Origin of the sequence: Pseudomonas sp. 09C 129, from assembly GCF_002843625.1 — a bacterium.
In the GTDB taxonomy this organism is placed as follows: Bacteria; Pseudomonadota; Gammaproteobacteria; order Pseudomonadales; family Pseudomonadaceae; genus Aquipseudomonas; species Aquipseudomonas chlororaphis.
In genome coordinates, this window is the sequence record NZ_CP025261.1 from 3724764 (window position 1) to 3738875 (window position 14112).

Below are 14112 nucleotides of genomic sequence, written 5' to 3' on the forward strand. Positions count from 1 at the left end.
CCTCACATGTGCCCGACTTCGGCCGGCAGCTCGTAGAAGCTGGCGTGGCGATAGACCTTGTCGTCCGCCGGGTCGAACAGCGGGTCCTTTTCATCCGGGGACGAGGCGACGATCAGCGCCGAGGGCACCACCCACAGACTCACGCCTTCGCTGCGGCGGGTGTAGAGCTCGCGGGCGTTCTCGATGGCCATGGCGCTGTCGGCGGCGTGCACGCTGCCGACATGTTTGTGGTTGAGCCCGTGCTTGCTGCGCACGAAGACTTCGAAGAGGGTCCATTCGGACATAAGGGTGACTCCACATCAGGGGCTGAATTCATGTAGCCGCGGCCGCAGGCTGCGATCGACCCCGAAGGGGGAGCGCTCTTGAGGCCCTCGAAGGCCCTTCGGGCCTTATTGCAACCTTCGGCAGCGGCTACGGTTCACGCGGCGTTTTTATTGGTTTTCTTGCGGGCGTGGGCGACCGCGGCTTCGCGCACCCAGGCGCCGTCCTCGATGGCCTTGCGCCGGGTAGCGACGCGTTCCTGGTTGCAAGGGCCGTTGCCCTTGAGCACTTCGTAGAATTCGTCCCACTGGATCTCGCCGAAGTCGTAGTGGCCGCGTTCGGCGTTCCACCTAAGGTCCGGGTCCGGGCAGGTGCAGCCGAGCAGTTCCAGCTGCGGGATGGTCTGGTCGATGAAGCGCTGGCGCAGTTCGTCGTTGCTCTGGCGCTTGATCTTCCAGGCCATGGACTGCGCGCTGTTGGGCGAGTGTTCGTCGCTGGGGCCGAACATCATCAGCGCCGGCCACCACAGGCGGTTGATGGCGTCCTGGACCATGTCCTTCTGCGCCTGGTTGCCCTCGCGCATCATGGTCAGGAGGATTTCGTAGCCCTGGCGCTGGTGGAAGCTCTCTTCCTTGCAGATGCGCACCATGGCCCGGGAGTAGGGGCCGTAGGAGGTGCGCTGCAGCACCACCTGGTTGACGATCGCCGCACCGTCCACCAGCCAGCCCACCGCGCCCATGTCGGCCCAGTTCAGCGTCGGGTAGTTGAAGATGCTCGAGTACTTGGCGCGGCCGCTGTGCAGCTTGGCGATTTCCTCGTCGCGGTCGGCGCCCAGGGTTTCCATCGCGCTGTACAGGTACAGGCCGTGGCCGGCTTCGTCCTGGATCTTGGCCATCAGTTGCAGCTTGCGCTTGAGGGTCGGGGCGCGGGTCACCCAGTTGCCTTCGGGCAGCATGCCGACGATTTCCGAATGGGCGTGCTGGGAAATCTGCCGGATCAGGGTTTGCCGATAGGCATCCGGCATCCAGTTCTTGGCTTCGATCTTGATTTCCGAATCGATTTTGTCCTGGAAGGCGCGTTCCTGTTCGGACATCTCCGAACGAGGCTTGATGCTTTTGACTCCGGTCTCTACCAGCTGTGCGTACATGGTGCGTCTCCTGCCGTGAAGGATTGCCTGGGCATGGAGAGCTTTATATGTGATACAAAAATAAATATCAAACACAAAATAACGTGTCGTATATGGTTTTGTATCGCTTTGCTCATTGAAGGCTTTCCCTCGAGCAAAAAAAAGCCCCGCCGAAGCGGGGCTTTAAGCTGGGAATGGCTTATTTCTGCCGGTTATCCATCACGTGGCTGGCCTTGCCCTCGGAGCGCTTGAGGGAAAAGGCCGGGCGCAAAACGATACGCGAGCTGATACCAATGTAGGTCTTGATGTGCCGGCTCAGTTCGTCGCAGATGGCTTTCTGCTGTTCGTCGCCCAGCTGTCGATGCTCGTTCTTGAGTTCCACATGGACCTCGACGCTGTCGAGGTTGCCGTTGCGGTACAGGTGGATCTCGTAGCATTCGCAGAGTTGCCGGACCTTGAGCACCTGCTCCTCGATCTGCGTGGGGAACACGTTGACCCCGCGAATGATCAGCATGTCGTCGCTGCGCCCGGTGATCTTGTCGATACGCCGCATGGGCCGCGCGGTGCCGGGCAGCAGGCGGGTCAGGTCGCGGGTGCGGTAGCGGATCATCGGCAGGGCTTCCTTGCTCAGCGAAGTGAACACCAGCTCGCCCATCTGGCCGTCCGGCAACACCTGTCCGGTCACCGGGTCGATGATCTCGGGGTAGAAGTGGTCCTCCCAGAGGGTCGGCCCGTCCTTGGTCTCGGCGCATTCCATGGCTACGCCGGGGCCCATGATTTCCGAGAGCCCGTAGATATCCAGCGCGGTGATGCCCAGGCGCTGTTCGATGGCGCTGCGCAGTTCGGCGGTCCAGGGTTCGGCGCCGAAGATCCCCAGGCGCAGGGCGAGCTTTTGCGGATCGATGCCCTGGCGCTCGATCTCATCGGCGATGTTGAGCATGTAGGAGGGCGTGACCATGATGATGTCCGGCTGGAAGTCCTTGATCAACTGCACCTGTTTTTCGGTCTGGCCGCCGGACATCGGAATCACCGTGCAGCCCAGGCGCTCGGCACCGTAGTGCGCCCCCAGGCCGCCGGTGAACAGGCCGTAGCCGTAGGACACATGGACCTTGTCGCCACGCCGGCCGCCGGCGGCGCGAATCGAGCGCGCGACCACCCTGGCCCAGGTGTCGATGTCGTTCTGGGTGTAGCCGACCACCGTCGGCTTGCCGGTGGTGCCGCTGGAGGCGTGCAGGCGCACCACGTCCTCGATCGGCACGGCGAACATGCCGTAGGGATAGTTGTCGCGCAGGTCGGACTTGCTGGTGAATGGGAACTGCGCCAGGTCCTCCAGGCTGCGCACATCGTCCGGGTGCACGCCCAGCTCGTCGAAGCGCTGGCGGTACAGCGGCACATTGCGGTAGGCGTGGTTCAGGCTCCAGCGCAGGCGTTCCAGTTGATGCTGGCGCAACTGGTCGACGCTGGCGGTCTCCAGCGGGTCCAGCAGGGGATCAAGCACGGCTTTGGCAATTGGCATGTTCATGGCTTCACTCGAATTATTGTTGTGTCGAACCGCCGGCGGGCGGCTCCTGAGTGCCTGCGCCCAGGATACCCGTGGGGGCTCCGGGCGCGGGTGTATCCCGTCTTAAAGTCGTTCGATGATCAGGGCGATGCCCTGGCCCACGCCGATGCACATGGTGCACAAGGCGTAGCGACCCTGGCGTTGCTCCAGTTCGTGCAGCGCGGTGGTCACCAGGCGCGCGCCGCTCATGCCCAGGGGGTGGCCCAGGGCGATGGCGCCGCCGTTGGGGTTGACCCGCTCGTCGTCGTCCGCCAGGCCCAGCTCGCGCAGCACCGCCAGGCCCTGGGCGGCGAACGCCTCGTTGAGCTCGATCACGTCCATGTCCGCCAGGCTCAGCCGGGCCAGTTCCAGCACCTTGCGCGTGGCTGGCACCGGGCCGATGCCCATGATCCGCGGTTCGACCCCGGCGGTGGCCATGGCGACCACCCGACCCCGAGCCTTGAGGCCGTAGCGTTGCGCGGTCGTGGCATCGGCCAGCAACAGGGCGCAGGCGCCGTCGTTGACCCCCGAGGCGTTGCCCGCGGTGACGCTGCCGCCCTGGCGGAACGGCGTGCCGAGCTTCTGCAATTGTTCGAGGGTGGTGTCGCCCCTTGGGTGCTCGTCGTGTTCGACCAGGGTCGGCGGGCCTTTGCGCTGGGGGATGGGCACCGCGACTATTTCCCTGGCCAGGCGTCCGCTGGCTTGCGCCGCCGCGGCCCGCTGCTGGCTGCGCAGGGCGAAGGCGTCCTGGTCGGCGCGGGAAATGCCGAACTGCGCGGCGACGTTTTCCGCGGTCTCCGGCATCGAGTCGATGCCGAAGCCTTGTTCCATCAACGGGTTGACGAAGCGCCAGCCGATGGTGGTGTCGAACAGCTCGGCCTGGCGCGAAAACGCGGTCTGCGCCTTGCCCATCACCAGCGGCGCGCGGGACATCGATTCGACGCCGCCGGCCAGCACCAGCCCGGCCTCGCCACAACGCAGGGCGCGGGCGGCGCTGCCAATGGCGTCCAGGCCGGAGCCGCACAAGCGGTTGAGGGTGGTGCCGGGGACCTCCACCGGCAACCCGGCCAGCAGCGCCGACATGCGTGCCACGTTGCGATTGTCTTCGCCGGCCTGGTTGGCGCAGCCGTAGATCACGTCGTCGACCCGGCTCCAGTCGACTCCGGGGTTGCGCTGCACCAGGGCGCGTAACGGCACCGCGCCCAGGTCGTCGGCGCGCACGCTGCTCAGGGCGCCGCCGTAACGGCCGATGGGGGTGCGGACTGCATCGATGATCAGGGCGTCATTCATTGGGGGCCTCCTGCGCCAGCACCGGGCCGCGCACTTTGTAGGATTTGCCGTGGAACAGGGCGATCAACACGCCATGCTGGTTTTCGATCCGTACGTCGTAGTTGCCGGTGCGGCCGTTGCGGCTTTGCTCGATGCAATCGGCGGTCAGGGTGTCGCCCAGACGGGCCGGGGCGATGTAGTCGATGCTACAGCCGATGGCCACCGTGGCTTCGTCGTAGGTATTGCAGGCCAGGGCGAAGGCCGAGTCCGCCAGGGTGAACAGCAAGCCGCCGTGGCAGGTGCCGTGGCCTTGCAGCATGTCTTCGCGCACGCTCATGCCCAGCCGGGCGACGCCGGGCGCCACCGACAATAGGCGCATGCCCAGGGCCTGGCTGGCGTTGTCGCGTTTGAACAGGCTCTGGGCGCAGGCGCTGGCCAGGCTCATGGCAGGGTGATCAAGCATGCAGCGCCCTCCCTTCGGCAACCCGGCGGCGCAACAGCAGGGACGGTCGGTAACGTTCCTCGCCATAGGCGGCCTGCAGGTTTTGCAGGACCTCGAGTACCTGCGGCAGGCCCAGGCGGTCGGCCCAGGCCAGGGGGCCTTCGGGGTAATTGACCCCGGCACGCATCGCCAGGTCGATGTCCACTGCCGAGGCCACGCCTTGCAGCAAGGCGTCGGCGGCCTCGTTGGCGAGCATCGCCACGGTGCGCAGGACCAGCAGCCCCGGGCTGTCGCTGAGCTGGCTGACCTTGAACCCGGCGCGTTGCAACAGTGCCACCGCCTGGTCGCGGGCCAGTGGGTTGGTGCCGGCGCAGCAACTGATCGCCAGGCGGCCAGCGCTGGCATAGTCATGGGCCAGGTCCAGCAGGATCAGGTTGCTCAAGCCTTGGTCGCGGGCGCGCTGGCTGGCCAGGCGTCCGTCGCTGACGGCCAGTACCGCATCGCCGACTCGCAACAGGCCAGGGCCATCACGCTCGACCAGGTGCACACCGGACTCGCGCAAGCGTTGCAGCAAGCCGTGGGCAGCCCCCAGGTCGCCCTCGACCACGCAATGCTCGATGTTTTGCTCGCTGTGCAACTCCACGGGGGCGGGGCGTTCGACGCCCTCGGCATAGGCATAGAAACCCTGGCCGGTCTTGCGTCCGAAGTGCCCGGCATCCACCAGTTCCTGCTGAATCAGCGATGGCTGAAAGCGCATGTCGCCGTAATAGGCTTCGAATACCGAGCGGGTCACCGCGTAGTTGACGTCATGACCGATCAGGTCTGTCAGTTCGAAGGCGCCCATGGCAAAACCACCGGCCTCGCGCAGCAGGGCGTCGAGCGTGGCGCAGTCGCCGGCGCCTTCCTGCAGCAGGCGCAGGCTTTCGGCGTAGAACGGCCGGGCCACGCGGTTGACGATAAAGCCCGGGGTGGAGCGGGTGTGCACCGGCTGCTTGCCCCAGTTCGTGGCGGTGTCGTACAGGCACTGCGCCAGTTGCCGGTCGCTGGCCAGTCCCGAGACGACCTCGACCAGCGGCATGACCGGTGCCGGATTGAAAAAGTGCAGGCCCAGCAGGCGTTCGGGTCGTTTCAGGCCGGCGGCGATGCGAGTGATCGACAGCGAAGAGGTGTTGCTGGCGAGGATGCAGCTGTCGCGGCACAGGCTTTCCAGCTGGCGAAACAGCTCGCGCTTGGCTTCGAGGTTCTCGGCGATGGCTTCGATGATCAGCTCGCTGTCGGCCAGTGGCTCGATGGCTTCGGCCGCCTGCAGTCGGGCCATGGTCGCTCTGTGCGCCTGGGCATCGAGCTTGCCATTGGTCACGCGCCTGGCGAGTTGCCGGTCGATGCTGGCGATGGCTTGCGCCGCGGCGCCCGGGCGGTTGTCCAGCAGCCATACCGGATGGCCGGCCTGGGCCGCGACCTGGGCGATGCCGGCACCCATCGCGCCGGCGCCGATCACCGCGACGCGGGCCTGGGGTGTCAGTGGGTTCATGTTCAACGCCCCTTGAAGGTCGGTGTGCGTTTGTCCATGAAGGCGCTCACGCCTTCGCGGTAGTCCTCGCTGCGTCCGGCCAGGCGTTGCAGGTCTTTTTCCAGTTCCAGCTGTTCGTCGAAGCTGTTGTTCAGGCTGGCGTTGAGGCTGCGCTTGATCAGTGCCAGGCCATAGGTCGGTTGGGTGGCCAGGTGGCGCGCAAGCTTGAGGGCCTCATCACGCAATTCGGCATCTTCGACGCAGCGATAGATCAGGCCCCATTGCTCGGCCTGTTCGGCCGTCAGGCGATTGCCCAGCAGGGCCAGGGCCTTGGCCCGCGCCATGCCGACCAGGCGCGGCAGGGTCCAGGTGCCGCCGGAGTCGGGGATCAGGCCGATCTTGCAGAACGCCTGGATAAAGCTCGCCGAACGACCGGCCAGTACCAGGTCGCAGGCCAGGGGAATGTTGGCCCCGGCCCCGGCGGCCACGCCGTTCACCGCGCAGATCACCGGCAGCGGCAGGTCGCGCAACTGGCGGATCAGCGGGTTATAGAAGCGCTCGATGGATTCGCCCAGGTCCGGCACCTCCGCGCCGGGGGCGACGTTGCGGTCGCTCAGGTCCTGACCGGCGCAGAAACCCCGGCCTTCGCCGGTCAACAACAGCACCCGGGCCTCGGGATGGGCGCGTACTTGCTTGAGCGCTTCGCGAACCTCGCCATGCATCTGCGCATTGAAGCTGTTGAGCTGCTCGGGGCGGTTCAGGCTGAGGAGGGCGACGCCTGCCTCGACGGAAAACAGGATGTGTTCGAAGTTCATGTTCTGGCGCTCTCTGACAGGTCGTGTGAGTCGTTGGCCGCTGCGGCGGCCTAGTGGCCGGTGAAGCGGGGCCGGCGTTTTTCCTGGAAGGCACGGATGCCTTCTTCGCGGTCGCGGGTGCCGGCCAGTACCGTGAAGGCATGGCGCTCGAAGCGCAGGCCGCTGGCGAGGTCGGTGTCCAGCGCCTTGAGCAGCGCCTCCTTGGCCAGGCGCAGGGCCAGCGGCGCCTTGCCGGCAATCAGCCGCGCCAACTGCAAGGCACGCTCGACCGTGAGTTCCGGTTGGGTGACTTCGCTGACCAGACCGGCGCGCAAGGCATGGCGGGCATCGATCGACTCGCCGCCAAGGACCATCTGCATGGCCAGGGACTTGCCGACCGCCCGCAGCAGGCGCTGGGTGCCGCCGGCGCCGGGCATGATCCCGAGGTTGATTTCCGGCTGGCCAAAACGGGCATCCTCGCCAGCAATCAGGATGTCGGCGTGCATGGCCAGCTCGCAGCCGCCGCCGAGGGCGAAACCGTTGACCGCGGCGATCAGAGGCTTGCTGAAGCCGGTGATCCGCTGCCAGGAAGCCTGGCGCGGGTCATTGAGGATGCCGGTGAGATCGCGCTCGGCCATTTCATTGATGTCGGCGCCGGCGGCGAAGGCCTTGCGGCTGCCGGTCAGCACCACGACCTGGACAGTGTCATCGGCCTGGGCGACGTCCAGGGCGGCCGCCAGTTCGCCGAGCAATTCGCTGGTCAGGGCATTCAGGGCGGCGGGGCGTTGCAGGGTAATCAGTCGAATGCCGCCATCGAGGCTTTCGACAGCAAGGGTTTGAGGCATGGCGGATGCCCTCACGGTGCACGCTCGGCGCAGGGCCGGGTCATTATTGGATCGGCTGGGAAGCCGGTTTTCGCCGAGTATATCGCCAATGCGATACATAAATGCAACGTAAAAATACTATTGTTGTGTCTTTATGTTGAGGGTTTGAATCGATTGCGCCAGGACGAAGAGGCTCGATCAAGTCGTGATTTTCTGGGTTTTACTGGGGCTATGGCCTTTGCTTAGCAGCCTTTGCTGAGCAGCGACGTGATACTGCTTTTCCGCTTTTTCGTTTAAGCTTGATGTGATACAAAATAAATCCTGATCGGCATCGCTTTGCGCAATGTGTCGACTCGCTGCCCTAGCCAAGGAGTACCTCATGACCTGCTACAGCCTCGACGGCCTGACCCCGGTGGTCCATCCCAGTGCTTATGTGCATCCGTCCGCCGTGCTGATCGGCGACGTGATAGTCGGTGCCCATTGCTACATCGGCCCGCTGGCCAGCCTGCGCGGCGATTTCGGGCGGATCGTGCTGGAGGAGGGGGCCAACCTGCAGGACACCTGTGTGATGCACGGTTTTCCCGACAGCGACACGGTGGTCGAGCGCAACGGCCATATTGGCCATGGCGCGGTGCTGCATGGCTGCCGGATCGGCGCCGATGCGCTGGTGGGAATGAACGCAGTGGTGATGGATAACGCGCGGATCGCGCCACGCTGCTTCGTGTCCGCGGCGGCCTTCGTCAAGGCCGGCTTCGAGTGTGCGGAGCAGTCGCTGGTCATGGGCGCCCCGGCCAGTGTCAAACGCCGCCTCAGCGACGAAGAGCTGTACTGGAAGCAGGCCGGCACCCGTGAATATCAACAGCTGGCCAGGCGCTGCCTGGAGCAGATGCAGGTCTGTGAGCCGCTCGCGGAACCCGAAGCCAATCGCCCGCGGATCACTGACAGCGGCCTGCGCCCGAAAAATACTGGTCAGTGAACAAGCAGGGCACAGTGGGTCGCGCGCTCCAGGCCACTCCAAGCCGGTGAAACCCGGTATATTTCTTCCTTTTTGTCCGGTACGCCCATGTCGTCCCTAGCACCGTTGAATCATCTTGTGACCCGTTTCCAGGAGCAGACGCCGATTCGCGCTAGCTCCCTGATCATTACCCTGTACGGCGATGCCATCGAACCCCACGGCGGTACGGTATGGCTGGGCAGCCTGATCCAGTTGCTCGAACCCATCGGCATCAACGAGCGGCTGATCCGCACCTCGATCTTTCGCCTGACCAAGGAAGGCTGGCTGAGCGCCGAGAAAGTCGGGCGCCGCAGCTATTACAGCCTGACCGGTACCGGTCGCCGGCGTTTCGACAAGGCCTTCAAGCGGGTCTATAACGCCAGCGTGCCGGCCTGGGATGGTTCCTGGTGCCTGGTCATGCTGTCGCAGCTTGGCCAGGACAAGCGCAAGCAGGTGCGCGAAGAGCTGGAATGGCAAGGTTTTGGCGCGATTTCGCCGGTGGTGCTGGCCTGTCCCCGCAGCGATCGGGCGGACATCAACGCGACCCTGGTGGACCTTGGCGCCCAGGAAGACACCATTGTGTTCGAGACCACCGCCCAGGATGTGCTGGCCTCCAAGGCGCTGCGCCTGCAGGTGCGCGAAAGCTGGAACATCGACGAGCTGGCGGCTCACTACAGCGAGTTCATCCAGTTGTTCCGGCCGCTGTGGCAAGCGCTGCGCGAGCAGGAGCAACTGCAGCCGGCCGATTGTTTCCTGGCACGCCTGCTGCTGATTCACGAGTACCGCAAACTGCTGCTGCGCGATCCGCAACTGCCGGACGAGCTGCTCCCTGGTGACTGGGAAGGCCGGGCGGCGCGCCAGCTCTGCCGCAACATCTATCGCCTGATCTACGCCAAGGCCGAGGAATGGCTCAACGACGCGCTGGAAAACGCCGACGGTCCGCTGCCCGACGTGGGCGAAAGTTTCTATCGGCGTTTTGGCGGTTTGAAGTGAGGCATTTCAAGGTGCAGCCCTCGCTCGGTAACAACTCGAGCATCGAGGATGCCCGATGTGCAGATACTAAAGCGCCATGTCAGGCGCGGACTAAGGCGGTAATAAAGAGGTTTTAACGAGTGTCTGGAGACTCGCCTTGAAACAGGCGGGAGAGAGGCAAGTCAGGCCGCGAAAGTTGAACTTTCTGCAAACTGGCTAAAGTGCGGCTATATCAACTGCGACAAAATAACGCAGATCACCCGAAGGTGATCTGCGTCCGTGTTCTTACTCTGGCATGGCCCAGGATTGCAGTGTGTAACCTTCCTGGCTCAGTTCGGCGCGGGCCTGTTTCAGCAGGTCTTCCAGTTGCGCCGGGTCGGAGTAGGCGCTGCTTGGAATCTGTTTGCGGCCAATACGGGTATTGGTGCGGTCGATGACGGTCAGGCTCAGTTCGCCGTTACCGTCTTGCGGGGCCCAGGCGACGCATTGAAATGGCTGGAATGCGCGGTCGGCGATCAAAAGTGCTTCGTTGATACGGAGCGGGGCGTTCATGGGGTCTTCTCTCTATGTGCCCAATCAAATGATGTGCCGTCGGTTGGGCTTACCGTTCGGCTGGTTACTTGTACTGATGTCTCGAACCAGGGATCAGGTCACATAGAAAGACCAGAATTTACAACTTTTGTTCACACCCGCGATTCAGAGCCTTCTTTTGAAAGCTGAATGAAAGATTGGCGCAGGCAATTAAACCGGGCTTTTGGATCCATGTAGTGGTTAGTCCAAATGGTGATTGGCGCTATAAACAATCGATACAAGACAGCGTCAAGTTATTGCTAATGTTACAGCCAGGTTTGCCAAACTACTGTTTCTAATAACTTTTCCTCTTTTTGGCGCCAAGGAACAGTCATGCTTGAAGCGACCGCCTTACGCCGTCTTTTAGTGGTTGACCCGTGCGACGATTGCCATCGTCTGCTGCCTGGATTACGCACGGTGGGCTGGGATGTCGACAGTTGTGACCTGGAATCGGCCGTCGATCGCGGCTGTGACGTCGGCTTGCTGCGTTTGCAGGCTTTTCACCTGGAGCGACCGGAAGCGGTCAAGGACCTGATCAGCCGCAGCGGCACCGAGTGGATTGCGGTGCTCAGTCCGGACGTGCTGCGCCTGCAGAAAGTCGGCGATTTCGTTTGCGAGTGGTTTTTCGATTTCCACACCCTGCCGTTCGATGTCTCGCGGGTCCAGGTGACGCTCGGACGGGCTTTCGGCATGGCCCGCCTGCGTGGCCAGGGGCACATTCATGTCGCTCAGCCCGAGCATGAGTTGCTGGGCGACAGCCGACCGATCCGCGACTTGCGCAAACTCTTGAGCAAGCTGGCGCCCACCGAGTCGCCGGTACTGATTCGCGGCGAAAGCGGTACGGGCAAGGAACTGGTGGCCAGGACCCTGCACCGCCAGTCGCAGCGCCACAGCAAACCCTTCGTGGCGATCAACTGCGGGGCGATCCCCGAGCACCTGATCCAGTCCGAACTGTTCGGCCATGAGAAGGGCGCGTTCACCGGCGCCCATCAACGCAAGGTCGGGCGTATCGAGGCGGCCCATGGCGGCACCCTGTTTCTCGACGAAATCGGCGACCTGCCGCTGGAACTGCAGGCCAATCTGTTGCGCTTTCTGCAGGAAAAACACATTGAACGGGTGGGTGGCAGCCAGCCGATTCCGGTGGATGTACGGGTGCTGGCGGCGACTCACGTCGACCTCGAGGCGGCGATCGACAAGGGGCGCTTTCGCGAAGACCTGTATTACCGCCTGAATGTGTTGCAGGTGGTCACCGCGCCCTTGCGCGAACGGCATGGCGATATCGGCATGCTGGCCAGTCACTTTTCCCACTTCTATAGCCAGGAAACCGGGCGCCGGCCGCGCAGTTTCAGCGAAGACGCGCTGGTGGCCATGGGCAAGCACGACTGGCCGGGCAATGTCCGCGAGCTGGCCAACCGGGTGCGGCGCGGCCTGGTACTGGCCGAGGGCCGGCAGATCGAGGCCCGGGACCTGGGCCTGCTCAGTCCGCAGGCCAGCATCGCGCCCATGGGCACGCTGGAGGACTACAAGCACCGGGCCGAGCGCCAGGCGCTGTGCGATGTGTTGAATCGGCACAGCGACAACCTGAGCGTCGCGGCCAGGGTGCTGGGCGTATCGCGCCCGACCTTCTACCGGTTGCTGCACAAGCATCAGATCCGCTAGGGCGGTGCGACGAAAAGGCCCGCGGCGATCACCTCGCCGCGGGCCTTTTTTTGGTTGGCGTTTAGAAGTAGTAGGGGAATTTCAAGCTGAAGGTGAAGTCCGGCGCATCGTCGGTCAGTCCGATGGACAGGTTGGGCACTATGGTCAGGTTGTCGGTGGCCGCCACCGTCATGCCGACGTTGAAGTAACCGGCGTTGGCGTCGCTGGACACCACGGACTGCCAGTCCTGGCCATCTTCCTTGAGCTTGCTCTTGCGCTGGATCAGGTCCGAGAAGGAGAACGACATACTCATCTTCTCGTTCAGGGCGAAGGCGATGCCCATGCCGATCTGGAAGCTGTCGCCGAGCTTGACCTTGCCCGGGGTCTTCAAGTTGACCGTGGAGCTGATGTCGTCGAACGATTCTTCCAGGTTGTGGGTGTAGGAGAGGGTGCCGAACAACACCGCCGGGTCGAAGGTCTTGACCAGCGAGATACCGGGGGTGATCGACCAGACGCCATTACCGGTCGGCAGGTCATCCGGGACGAACAGGTTGGTGTTGTCCTGGACCTGGCGCAGCTTGATGCCGAACGGCTCTTCGCCGGTCGGCGCCTTGACGCGCAAGGTCAACACCGCGTCCGGGGTATTGACCGATTCGTCGAGGAATTTATAGGCGATGCCGAAGTTCACATCGCCGAGGGTCGGGTCCTTGGACACGGTCTTTTCGCTGGTGACGCCCGCCGCGCCGTTTTGCGCGCCGCCGGACTGGTAGGTCGATTCGCGGTAGACCACCGGCACGTTGACGTCGAACTGCCAACGGTTGTCCAGGTTGTAGCGGGCCGTGAGGTCGAGGGTCCAGTTGTCGGCCTTGATCCGGTCCAGGTTGATGTTGCCGAGGAAGATCGAGTCCAGCGCCAGGAAGCCGTTGAGAATCAGCTGCCGGGTGTCATAACGGGAGTAGGTCAGGCCGGTCTCGACACTGAACTTGCCGCCGCCGAAGAAGCCGCTGGCTTCGTCGTACAGGTTGGACACACTCTGCGCCGGTTGTGAATCATCCTTGAGCGATTCCCCGTAGGAACTGCCGCCGGCCGGGGTCGGGCCTTGGCTCGTGGTCCCGGCCACCTGCTGGTTACCACGCATGTCCGCTGGCGACTTGGCCAGGCGTTTCGGTGGTGGCGCCGCCGGTTGCTCCTCGACCTGGCGTACCCGTTGTTCCAATACCGCCAGTGCTTTCTGCTGCACTTCGTAACGTTGCTTAAGCTCCAGTAATTCTTGTTTCAGGGCCTCTACGTCGGCATCCGGCGCTGCCTGCAGCAGCGCTGCCGGAAAGAGCGTGCTCAAACATACAACTGCGCGCAGCGAGACTGATCGATACATGAATAAGCCGTCCCTTTGAGCCTAATGATCGAGAATCAGCGTAGTTCAATATCCCAGGTTGCGAAGGCCTTTGAGCTGGGTCAGGTTGCAATCCAAAGCGCCGGCGCTCGCCCCGTTATTGTTGAGCACGACGTTCAGTTGGGTCAGGTTGCTGACCAGGTTGCTGTCGCCCAGCAGGCGGGTGTTCTGCAGCAAGCCGCCCTGGGCCACTTGTTGCAGGGCTGAGCCCTGGTTGTTGCTGGCCTGGATGGCCATCTGGATGCCGCCACCGGTGGCGGACACGGCCACGCTGCCCGCGGCATTGCTGCCGCTGATGGTTTGCCCGCTCATCAACAGCTGGCCTTGCGCCGGCACCAACGCCGGGGCATGGCTGGCTTCCTTGACGTCGATGGAGACGTTGTTATAGGCGCTATTGCCGTCGCCCGCCGCGCGTACGCTCTGGGTCACCCCTTGGGTGGTGGCCAGGCCCGCACCGCCGATCACGTTGCCCGAGCCCTGGGTCGGCGTCGAGCCGTTGCCGGTTTCGTTGATCGTGGAGACATAGAATTCCGGCTTGATCGTCGATTGCTGGATCTGCATGGAAGTCGTGGCGCCGATCAGGTCGCCCGAGGCATTGCGCCAGGTGCTGCTCATGACAATGCCGAAGCTGATGATCCGCCCTGGCATGACGTAGCGACCGCGGAGCTCGGAGAGTTCCTGGTCCTTGATTTCTATAGGCTTGAACCCTGCGTTGGCGTACGCAGGAAAACTTGTGACCAGGCAGGCAGCGGCCAGCCAGTAAGCGCTTTTCATCTGCT

Annotated in this window: 14 protein-coding genes; 3 read left to right on the forward strand and 11 right to left on the reverse strand. The window is 63.6% G+C overall.

Annotation, left to right across the window (positions count from 1 at the left end; all coding sequences use genetic code 11):
- Window positions 1–2 precede the first annotated feature (2 nt).
- The 8 genes from paaB to paaF form a co-directional block, all read right to left on the reverse strand.
- Window positions 3–284: a 1,2-phenylacetyl-CoA epoxidase subunit PaaB gene (gene paaB, locus CXQ81_RS16865; protein ID WP_007926505.1), complete on the reverse strand. Its 282-nt coding sequence runs from the start codon at window positions 282–284 to the stop codon at window positions 3–5.
- A 134-nt stretch (window positions 285–418) separates the two neighbouring features.
- Entirely contained in the window at window positions 419–1408 is a 990-nt protein-coding gene (gene paaA, locus CXQ81_RS16870; RefSeq protein WP_007926503.1) for a 1,2-phenylacetyl-CoA epoxidase subunit PaaA, read from the reverse strand.
- Between the two features lie 178 nt (window positions 1409–1586).
- Entirely contained in the window at window positions 1587–2909 is a 1323-nt protein-coding gene (gene paaK, locus CXQ81_RS16875) for a phenylacetate--CoA ligase PaaK (RefSeq protein ID WP_101337889.1), read from the reverse strand.
- Between the two features lie 102 nt (window positions 2910–3011).
- Window positions 3012–4217 (reverse strand): 3-oxoadipyl-CoA thiolase, encoded by a 1206-nt coding sequence (gene pcaF, locus CXQ81_RS16880; protein ID WP_101337890.1) that lies wholly within the window; start codon window positions 4215–4217, stop codon window positions 3012–3014.
- Window positions 4210–4659 carry a hydroxyphenylacetyl-CoA thioesterase PaaI gene (paaI, locus tag CXQ81_RS16885; RefSeq protein ID WP_101337891.1) on the reverse strand — a complete coding sequence of 150 codons (450 nt, stop codon included), beginning with the start codon at window positions 4657–4659 and terminating at the stop codon, window positions 4210–4212. Before paaI ends, pcaF begins: the two co-directional genes overlap by 8 nt.
- A complete protein-coding gene (paaH, locus tag CXQ81_RS16890; protein ID WP_101337892.1) occupies window positions 4652–6169 on the reverse strand; it encodes a 3-hydroxyacyl-CoA dehydrogenase PaaH in 1518 nt (505 codons plus the stop codon). Before paaH ends, paaI begins: the two co-directional genes overlap by 8 nt.
- Before the next feature lie 2 nt (window positions 6170–6171).
- Window positions 6172–6963, reverse strand: a complete 792-nt coding sequence (gene paaG, locus CXQ81_RS16895) for a 2-(1,2-epoxy-1,2-dihydrophenyl)acetyl-CoA isomerase PaaG (protein WP_101337893.1) — start codon at window positions 6961–6963, stop codon at window positions 6172–6174.
- Window positions 6964–7013: 50 nt separating this feature from the next.
- Window positions 7014–7787: a 2,3-dehydroadipyl-CoA hydratase PaaF gene (paaF, locus tag CXQ81_RS16900; RefSeq protein ID WP_101337894.1), complete on the reverse strand. Its 774-nt coding sequence runs from the start codon at window positions 7785–7787 to the stop codon at window positions 7014–7016.
- 358 nt (window positions 7788–8145) lie between these two features.
- On the opposite strand from paaF, the gene paaY reads away from it, so the two are divergent.
- The gene (gene paaY, locus CXQ81_RS16905; protein WP_101337895.1) at window positions 8146–8742 is read left to right on the forward strand and encodes a phenylacetic acid degradation protein PaaY; all 597 of its coding nucleotides are present in this window, start codon (window positions 8146–8148) and stop codon (window positions 8740–8742) included.
- Window positions 8743–8829: 87 nt separating this feature from the next.
- A complete protein-coding gene (gene paaX / locus CXQ81_RS16910) occupies window positions 8830–9753 on the forward strand; it encodes a phenylacetic acid degradation operon negative regulatory protein PaaX (RefSeq protein ID WP_087091048.1) in 924 nt (307 codons plus the stop codon).
- Between the two features lie 264 nt (window positions 9754–10017).
- On the opposite strand, the gene CXQ81_RS16915 is transcribed toward paaX, so the two are convergent.
- Complete coding sequence (locus tag CXQ81_RS16915) at window positions 10018–10284, reverse strand: hypothetical protein (protein WP_007926479.1); 267 nt, start codon at window positions 10282–10284, stop codon at window positions 10018–10020.
- Window positions 10285–10635: 351 nt separating this feature from the next.
- On the opposite strand from CXQ81_RS16915, the gene CXQ81_RS16920 reads away from it, so the two are divergent.
- A complete protein-coding gene (locus tag CXQ81_RS16920) occupies window positions 10636–11961 on the forward strand; it encodes a sigma-54 dependent transcriptional regulator (RefSeq protein ID WP_007926478.1) in 1326 nt (441 codons plus the stop codon).
- Window positions 11962–12022: 61 nt separating this feature from the next.
- Here the strand turns inward: CXQ81_RS16920 and CXQ81_RS16925 are convergent, their stop codons facing one another.
- The gene (locus tag CXQ81_RS16925; protein WP_101337896.1) at window positions 12023–13315 is read right to left on the reverse strand and encodes a transporter; all 1293 of its coding nucleotides are present in this window, start codon (window positions 13313–13315) and stop codon (window positions 12023–12025) included.
- A gap of 45 nt (window positions 13316–13360) precedes the next feature.
- Window positions 13361–14107 (reverse strand): hypothetical protein, encoded by a 747-nt coding sequence (locus CXQ81_RS16930; RefSeq protein WP_178081062.1) that lies wholly within the window; start codon window positions 14105–14107, stop codon window positions 13361–13363.
- Window positions 14108–14112: the final 5 nt, after the last annotated feature.

Bases quoted from the DNA above. Each gene is read 5' to 3' on its own strand.
- paaB (WP_007926505.1), bottom strand. From the start codon at position 284: ATGTCCGAATGGACCCTCTTCGAAGTCTTCGTGCGCAGCAAGCACGGG.
- paaA (WP_007926503.1), bottom strand. From the start codon at position 1,408: ATGTACGCACAGCTGGTAGAGACCGGAGTCAAAAGCATCAAGCCTCGT.
- paaK (WP_101337889.1), bottom strand. From the start codon at position 2,909: ATGAACATGCCAATTGCCAAAGCCGTGCTTGATCCCCTGCTGGACCCG.
- pcaF (WP_101337890.1), bottom strand. From the start codon at position 4,217: ATGAATGACGCCCTGATCATCGATGCAGTCCGCACCCCCATCGGCCGT.
- paaI (WP_101337891.1), bottom strand. From the start codon at position 4,659: ATGCTTGATCACCCTGCCATGAGCCTGGCCAGCGCCTGCGCCCAGAGC.
- paaH (WP_101337892.1), bottom strand. From the start codon at position 6,169: ATGAACCCACTGACACCCCAGGCCCGCGTCGCGGTGATCGGCGCCGGC.
- paaG (WP_101337893.1), bottom strand. From the start codon at position 6,963: ATGAACTTCGAACACATCCTGTTTTCCGTCGAGGCAGGCGTCGCCCTC.
- paaF (WP_101337894.1), bottom strand. From the start codon at position 7,787: ATGCCTCAAACCCTTGCTGTCGAAAGCCTCGATGGCGGCATTCGACTG.
- paaY (WP_101337895.1), top strand. From the start codon at position 8,146: ATGACCTGCTACAGCCTCGACGGCCTGACCCCGGTGGTCCATCCCAGT.
- paaX (WP_087091048.1), top strand. From the start codon at position 8,830: ATGTCGTCCCTAGCACCGTTGAATCATCTTGTGACCCGTTTCCAGGAG.
- CXQ81_RS16915 (WP_007926479.1), bottom strand. From the start codon at position 10,284: ATGAACGCCCCGCTCCGTATCAACGAAGCACTTTTGATCGCCGACCGC.
- CXQ81_RS16920 (WP_007926478.1), top strand. From the start codon at position 10,636: ATGCTTGAAGCGACCGCCTTACGCCGTCTTTTAGTGGTTGACCCGTGC.
- CXQ81_RS16925 (WP_101337896.1), bottom strand. From the start codon at position 13,315: ATGTATCGATCAGTCTCGCTGCGCGCAGTTGTATGTTTGAGCACGCTC.
- CXQ81_RS16930 (WP_178081062.1), bottom strand. From the start codon at position 14,107: ATGAAAAGCGCTTACTGGCTGGCCGCTGCCTGCCTGGTCACAAGTTTT.